The following is a 1,420-nucleotide window of genomic DNA, read 5'->3' as shown; positions in this document are numbered from 1 at the left end:
AAAACACCTTCGGTGTTGTAAGGTTAAGCCTCACGGGTCATTAGTACTGGTTAGCTCAATGCATCGCTGCACTTACACACCCAGCCTATCAACGTCGTAGTCTTCAACGTCCCTTCAGGGGTCTCAAGGACCCAGGGAGAATTCATCTCGGGGCAAGTTTCGCGCTTAGATGCTTTCAGCGCTTATCTTTTCCGCATTTAGCTACCGGGCAATGCCATTGGCATGACAACCCGAACACCAGTGATGCGTCCACTCCGGTCCTCTCGTACTAGGAGCAGCCCCCCTCAATTCTCCAGCGCCCACGGCAGATAGGGACCGAACTGTCTCACGACGTTCTAAACCCAGCTCGCGTACCACTTTAAATGGCGAACAGCCATACCCTTGGGACCTACTTCAGCCCCAGGATGTGATGAGCCGACATCGAGGTGCCAAACACCGCCGTCGATATGAACTCTTGGGCGGTATCAGCCTGTTATCCCCGGAGTACCTTTTATCCGTTGAGCGATGGCCCTTCCATTCAGAACCACCGGATCACTAAGACCTGCTTTCGCACCTGCTCGAGCCGTCACTCTCGCAGTCAAGCTAGCTTATGCCTTTGCACTAACCTCACGATGTCCGACCGTGATTAGCTAACCTTCGTGCTCCTCCGTTACTCTTTGGGAGGAGACCGCCCCAGTCAAACTACCCACCAGACACTGTCCGCAATCCCGATCAGGGACCTACGTTAGAACATCAAACATTAAAGGGTGGTATTTCAAGGATGGCTCCACGCAGACTGGCGTCCACGCTTCAAAGCCTCCCACCTATCCTACACATCAAGGCTCAATGTTCAGTGTCAAGCTATAGTAAAGGTTCACGGGGTCTTTCCGTCTTGCCGCGGGTACACTGCATCTTCACAGCGAGTTCAATTTCACTGAGTCTCGGGTGGAGACAGCCTGGCCATCATTACGCCATTCGTGCAGGTCGGAACTTACCCGACAAGGAATTTCGCTACCTTAGGACCGTTATAGTTACGGCCGCCGTTTACCGGGGCTTCGATCAAGAGCTTCTCCTTGCGGATAACCCCATCAATTAACCTTCCGGCACCGGGCAGGCGTCACACCGTATACGTCCACTTTCGTGTTTGCACAGTGCTGTGTTTTTAATAAACAGTTGCAGCCAGCTGGTATCTTCGACTGGCTTCAGCTCCATCCGTAAAGGACTTCACCTACGCGCCAGCGTGCCTTCTCCCGAAGTTACGGCACCATTTTGCCTAGTTCCTTCACCCGAGTTCTCTCAAGCGCCTTGGTATTCTCTACCTGACCACCTGTGTCGGTTTGGGGTACGATTTAATGTCACCTGATGCTTAGAGGCTTTTCCTGGAAGCAGGGCATTTATCACTTCAGCACCGTAGTGCCTCGTCGTCACACCTCAGCGTTAA

General features: G+C 52.9%; 1 rRNA gene. It reads right to left on the bottom strand.

Going from position 1 to position 1,420, the window contains the following annotated elements:
• Positions 1 to 19: 19 nt before the first annotated feature.
• Positions 20 to 1,420 (bottom strand): 23S ribosomal RNA (locus tag Q1A40_RS22860); the annotation flags it as partial.

The organism is uncultured Cedecea sp., from assembly GCF_947498825.1.
GTDB lineage: Bacteria > Pseudomonadota > Gammaproteobacteria > Enterobacterales > Enterobacteriaceae > JGM124.
The sequence above is the reverse complement of the archived record's forward strand: the minus strand, read 5'-3'. Positions and strand labels throughout refer to the sequence as shown.